General features: G+C 69.2%; 6 protein-coding genes. 2 read left to right on the top strand and 4 right to left on the bottom strand.

Going from position 1 to position 5,589, the window contains the following annotated elements:
• The coding region (locus ACK5IN_RS03820; protein ID WP_416894892.1) for a magnesium chelatase domain-containing protein at positions 1-859 on the top strand (859 nt) is incomplete at its 5' end.
• Positions 860-1,134: 275 nt separating this feature from the next.
• On the opposite strand, the gene ACK5IN_RS03825 is transcribed toward ACK5IN_RS03820, so the two are convergent.
• Positions 1,135-2,511 carry an NADP-dependent succinic semialdehyde dehydrogenase gene (locus tag ACK5IN_RS03825; protein ID WP_416894893.1) on the bottom strand — a complete coding sequence of 459 codons (1,377 nt, stop codon included), beginning with the start codon at positions 2,509-2,511 and terminating at the stop codon, positions 1,135-1,137.
• A gap of 120 nt (positions 2,512-2,631) precedes the next feature.
• Between ACK5IN_RS03825 and ACK5IN_RS03830 the strand changes: the two genes are divergently transcribed.
• A complete protein-coding gene (locus ACK5IN_RS03830) occupies positions 2,632-3,162 on the top strand; it encodes a cyclase family protein (protein WP_416894894.1) in 531 nt (176 codons plus the stop codon).
• Here ACK5IN_RS03830 and ACK5IN_RS03835 read toward each other — a convergent pair.
• The 3 genes from ACK5IN_RS03835 to ACK5IN_RS03845 form a co-directional block, all read right to left on the bottom strand.
• The gene (locus tag ACK5IN_RS03835) at positions 3,156-3,857 is read right to left on the bottom strand and encodes a hypothetical protein (RefSeq protein WP_416894895.1); all 702 of its coding nucleotides are present in this window, start codon (positions 3,855-3,857) and stop codon (positions 3,156-3,158) included. The genes ACK5IN_RS03830 and ACK5IN_RS03835 overlap by 7 nt on opposite strands.
• A gap of 62 nt (positions 3,858-3,919) precedes the next feature.
• Positions 3,920-4,438, bottom strand: coding sequence for an amino-acid N-acetyltransferase (locus ACK5IN_RS03840; protein WP_416894896.1), 519 nt, complete (start codon positions 4,436-4,438; stop codon positions 3,920-3,922).
• A 48-nt stretch (positions 4,439-4,486) separates the two neighbouring features.
• Positions 4,487-5,589, bottom strand: a 1,103-nt coding sequence (locus tag ACK5IN_RS03845) for an AAA family ATPase (protein WP_416894897.1), incomplete at its 5' end; no start/stop codon positions are given.

Consider the following 5,589-nt stretch of genomic DNA (forward strand, 5'->3'; position numbering starts at 1 on the left):
ACCCGAGCTGCTGATCGTCGACTCGGTGCAGACGGTTTCCTCCGCGCAGTCCGACGGGGTCTCCGGGCACCCGAGTCAGGTGCGCGAGGTGGCCTCGACGCTCATCCGCCTTGCCAAGGAGCGCGCGCTGCCGGTGATCATCGTCGGTCACGTCACCAAGGACGGCTCGATCGCGGGCCCCCGCATCCTCGAGCACCTCGTCGACGTGGTCTGCCACTTCGAGGGCGACCGCCAGACCTCGCTGAGGTTCGTGCGGGCGCTGAAGAACCGGTTCGGCACGACCGACGAGGTGGGTTGCTTCGACATGACCGGCACGGGCATCGACGAGGTGCCCGACCCCAGCGCGCTGTTCCTCGGCGGTGGCGCGCCGGTCGCCGGCACGTGCGTGACGATCGCACTCGAAGGCAGGCGCGCGCTGCCGGTCGAGGTCCAGGCGCTCACGATCCGCACGGGCGGACCGAACCCGCGTCGGGTGGTCAGCGGCGTCGACAGCGCACGCGTGGCCATGGTGCTGGCGGTGCTGGAGCGACGCGCCGGCATCAGGGTCTCCGACCACGACGTGTACGTGTCGACGGTGGGCGGGGTGCGGCTGAGCGAGCCGGCCGCCGACCTCGCGATCGCCATCGCCGTGGCCACCGCGGTCCTCGATCGGCCGTTGCCGACCGGCACGGCGGCGATCGGAGAGCTGACCCTGGCCGGTGAGGTCCGCCCGGTCACGCAGGCGGCGCAGCGCCGCACCGAGGCCGACCGTCTCGGCTATCGCAACGTCGTCGACTCGTTCGCCGACACACTGCTGGGGGCGCTCCACGCGGTGCAGGGCGGCATCCCGCGAACCGATTTATCGGTCACGGATCGGTAGCTCATGGAACTCCCCGCGATCGAATGCCGCAGGCTCGCCGTAACAGGTGGGACCCTCTCGAGTCCTCCATTGGGGATTGGACGACTCGAAAGGGCCCTCGTGCTCTCCGCGAGGCTCGAATGCCGGACGCTGGGGACGTCTCGGCTCTCGCTGCTGGGGACACAGCGACGAGCCCGTTTTCCGGGAGCTACCTCCAGCCTAGAGCCAAAGTCGCGGTGATGTATGTCGCCAAACGGCGGGCATACCCGGGTTTATTCGGACGACGTGCTCCGTTCTCAGCCGCGCCAGACGGTCTTCAGGTTGCAGAACTCGCGAATGCCCGCCGCGGCCAGCTCGCGCCCGACGCCGGAGTCCTTCACCCCGCCGAACGGCAGCTCGGGGTGCGACGCGGTCATGCCGTTGACGAAGACGGCACCGGCATCCATGTTGTCGATGAACCACTCCGCCTCGTCGGCATCATTCGTCCACACCGATGAGCTGAGCCCGAAGGTGGTGCCGTTGGCGAGGCCGAGCGCCTCGTCGCGGTCGGCGGCACGGTAGACGGATGCCACGGGCCCGAACGCCTCCTCGAGGTACAGGCGCATCTCCGGCGTGACGTTCTCGAGTACGGTCGGCGCATAGAACCAGCCGGCCCGGTCGGGCACGGTGCCGCCGGTGCGCACGTGCGCGCCCTTGGCGACCGCGTCGGCGACCTGCTGCTCGAGCTCGTCGCGACCCGACTCGGTGGCGAGCGGGCCGACATCCGTCGTCTCTTCCAGGGGATCGCCCACCGTCAGCGCAGCGACCTTCTCGGCGAAGAGCCCGGTGAACTCGTCGTAGACGTCGGCGTGCACGATGAAGCGCTTGGCGGCGATGCACGACTGCCCATTGTTCTGGTTGCGTGCGGTCACCGCGACAGTGGCAGCCTTCTCGATGTCGGCGCTGGGCAGCACGACGAACGGGTCCGAGCCGCCGAGCTCGAGCACGACATGCTTGACCTCGGAACCGGCGATGGACGCCAGCGAGCGCCCGGCCGGCTCGGAGCCGGTGAGCGTGGTGGCCTTCACGCGCGGGTCGCGCAGCACCTTCTCGACGCGGGAGGCCGGGATCAGCAGGCTGCGGAAGGCACCGGCCGGGAACCCTGCGCGATCGAACAGCGTGTCGAGGTAGATCGCCGCCTGGGGCACATTGGAGGCGTGCTTGAGCAGGCCGGTGTTGCCGGCCATAAGGGCCGGGCCGGCGAAGCGCAGCACCTGCCAGAACGGGTAGTTCCACGGCATGACCGCGAGCACGACGCCGATGGGCGCGTAGCGGGTGCCGGCTTGGCTAGCGCCCACCTTCGACGGGTCGTCGAGCAGCTCGGGTGCGAGGAAGCTCTCGGCGTTCTCGGCGTAGAAGCGCAGGCCGCGGGCGCTCTTGAGCACCTCGGCGCGGGCACCCGCGATCGGGCGGCCCATCTCGATCGTGATGATGCGGGCGAGCTTCTCGACGTCCTCCTCGAGCAGCTCGGCGGCACGGTTCATCCACTCCGCACGCTGGGCGAACGACGCGGCGCGCAGCACCGGATACGCCGCATGCGCCTGTGCGATGCGCTCTTCGACCTCTTCGTCGGTGTGTGCGTCGAACTCCTGTTCGGTCCGACCGGTGAACGGGTTGATGGTCGCGATGGCCATGGCTGTGCTCCTGTGTGGCTGGTGTGTGTATCAAGCGTATCGATGCCTGACATGTCCCGGCCCCAGAGGCGCAGGATCGTGGCGCAACCGATGATGGAAGGGTCGAGCAGAGGAGCCCGCATGCGTATCGTCGACCTATCCATGCCGCTGGATGACATCATCCCCGTCGATCCCGCCTTCCTGCGGCCGAGGATCGACTACAAGGACCACCTCGCCGGTCGCGCCGATATGGAGGCGATGTACGGCATCCGTCCCGATCAGCTGCCCGACGGGCAGGGACTCGCCGCCGAGACGCTGACGGTGACCACCCACGCGGGCACGCACGTCGATGCGCCGTGGCACTACCACCCCACGATGAACGGGGGCGAGAAGGCGTGGACGATCGACGAGGTGCCGTTGGACTGGTTCTTCCGACCCGGGGTGAAGCTCGACCTGCGCCACCTGCCCAGCGGACACCTGGTCACCGCGGCCGACATCGACACGGGTCGTCGGCACCGACGCATGGGGCTGGGACCTGCCCGTCTCGGAGGGTCGGCGGCTGTTCGAAGAGACCGGCGACCCCTCCCTGGTGTGGGACGGCCACAAGGCCGGCGCCGATGTCGCCTACTGCCAGATCGAGAAGCTGCAGAACCTCGAAGCACTGCTCAGTAGAGCAGGAACTGCGCCGACCCGTTCGACTCGGCCCCAGCGATCTCGACTGTGAGGTGATACGAGGCGCCGCCGCCGGGTGCCGAGGGCCGCTGGCCCTCGCACGTCGCGACCGACGAGCGGGTGCGGTCCCACTCCAGCGGGGCCGCGCTCGTCACCTTCTGACCCGCGGCCAGCAGCACGATCTGGTCGCTAGGCGTCGCCTGGCAGTCAGTCGAGCGCCACCACACGTCCGACCCGCTCGAGACCGTGAACCGCTGCGTGCTCGTGCCGACGTTCAGCGTGCAGTCCTCGCTGCTGGTGTTGGTCAGCGCGATCGACAGCTTCGGGTTCTCGTCCGCCCGGTAGGTCTCCTTATCGAGCAGCGGCTCGACGAGCAGGTCGCCGGGCACGCACGCGACCGTCTCGGGCTCGGTGCTGTCCGGGCTGGGGGCGGGGCCGGCCGTGGCGGTCGTCGGCTCCGGTTCGGGCTCGTCGCCGTTCGGCACGGGCAGGTCGGTGGCCGTCCGCTGCTCCGGAGGAGTGGATGCCGCGGGCGCGGCGCTCTGCCCGGCATCGGCTGCGCTGCTCCACGGCTGCGCGATCAGCAGCCACACGCCGGCGACGATCGCAACGAGCACGAGCAGCACGACGATGCGGCGGCGCCGGTACACGCCCGGGGAGTGCCGGCGGGGTCGGGGCGGAGTCGGGCTGGCCATGCCTCCAGGGTAAGCCGCGGCATCCACTCGTCACGGTCGGCGCGCCCGCGCCGCGCGGGCCCTCAGAGTATCTTCAGCATGCGCGAGTTGCCGAGGGTGTTCGGCTTGACGTGCGCCAGATCGAGGAACTCGGCGACGCCCTCGTCGGGCGAGCGCACGAGCTGCGAGTACACGTCGGGGCCGACGACCTGCTCGCCGATCTCCGTGAAGCCGCGCCGCGTGAAGAACGCCGTCTCGAACGTCAGGCAGAACAGGCGGCGCAGCCCGAGCGTGCGGGCGCGCTGCTCGAGGCCGTCGACCAGGCGGCGCCCGACACCCAGGCGAAGCCAGTCGTCGGCGACGATGAGTGTGCGGATCTCGCCCAGGTCCTCCCACATGACGAACAGTGCGCCGCAGCCGATGAGTCGGCCGTGCTCGTCCTCGGCGACGAGGAACTGCTGCACCGACTCGTACAGCACCACGAGGTCCTTGCCGAGCAGGATGCGCCGCTGCACGTACGGGTCGAGCAACGCGGCGATGCCGCGTACGTCGGCGGTCACCGCGGGGCGGATGGTGAACGTCGTAGCGGCGGCGTCGGGCATGACATCCAGCCTATTCCCGGCACCGCTCGCCGACGACCCGACCGACCGTTACGCGTTCGCCGCGAGGTCGGGCGTGGCCGAGATCTCACCGGCGGTCACCGCACCGACGGCGACCTTCTCTCCGCGGGGGCCGTGCTCGAACACGAACGCACCGTCCTTGACGTCGACCTTCACATGGTCGCCCGCGTGCAGTTCGCCGTGCAGGATCTTCTCCGACAGCTGGTCCTCGACCTCGCGCTGCATCGCGCGGCGCAGCGGCCGCGCCCCGAGCGTCGGGTCGAAGCCGATCTCGATGAGGCGCTCCTTGGCGCTCTGCGTCAGCTCGACCGTCATATCGCGATCGAGCAGTCGCTCGCTCAGTCGCGTCGTGAAGAGGTCGACGATCTGCACGAGCTCGTTCTTCGACAGCTGCGGGAACACGATGACGTCGTCGAGGCGGTTGAGGAACTCGGGCTTGAAGTTGCGCTTGAGCTCTTCGTCGACCTTGCCCTTCATGCGCTCGTACGACGTGGCCTCGTCGCCCTCGACCTGGAACCCGACCGGGCCGCCGGCGATCGCCGACGAGCCGAGGTTGGTGGTCATGATGATGACCGTGTTCTTGAAGTCGACGACACGCCCCTGACCGTCCGTCAGACGACCCTCCTCGAGGATCTGCAGCAGCGAGTTGAAGATGTCGGGGTGCGCCTTCTCGATCTCGTCGAACAGCACGACCGAGAACGGCTTGCGGCGCACCTTCTCGGTGAGCTGGCCGCCCTCTTCGAAGCCGACGAACCCGGGAGGGGCACCGAACAGACGCGACACGGTGTGCTTCTCACCGAACTCCGACATGTCGAGCGAGATCAGCGCGGCCTCGTCGTCGAAGAGGAACTCGGCAAGCGCCTTGGCCATCTCGGTCTTGCCGACGCCGGTGGGGCCGGCGAAGATGAACGAGCCCGACGGGCGCTTGGGGTCCTTCAGGCCCGCGCGCTGGCGGCGGATCGTGCGCGACAGGGCCGCGACGGCCTCCTCCTGGCAGATGACACGCTGTTGCAGCGCCTTCTCCATGAACACGAGGCGGCTGGACTCCTCGACGGTGAGCTTGAAGTCCGGGATGCCGGTGGCCTGGGCGAGCACTGCGGCGAGGAGTCCCTGGTCGACGATGGCCTGCGGGG

The sequence above is a fragment of the Microbacterium sp. genome, assembly GCF_047971895.1.
Taxonomy (GTDB): domain Bacteria; phylum Actinomycetota; class Actinomycetes; order Actinomycetales; family Microbacteriaceae; genus Microbacterium.

Bases quoted from the DNA above. Each gene is read 5' to 3' on its own strand.
- ACK5IN_RS03825 (WP_416894893.1), bottom strand. From the start codon at position 2,511: ATGGCCATCGCGACCATCAACCCGTTCACCGGTCGGACCGAACAGGAG.
- ACK5IN_RS03830 (WP_416894894.1), top strand. From the start codon at position 2,632: ATGCGTATCGTCGACCTATCCATGCCGCTGGATGACATCATCCCCGTC.
- ACK5IN_RS03835 (WP_416894895.1), bottom strand. From the start codon at position 3,857: ATGGCCAGCCCGACTCCGCCCCGACCCCGCCGGCACTCCCCGGGCGTG.
- ACK5IN_RS03840 (WP_416894896.1), bottom strand. From the start codon at position 4,438: ATGCCCGACGCCGCCGCTACGACGTTCACCATCCGCCCCGCGGTGACC.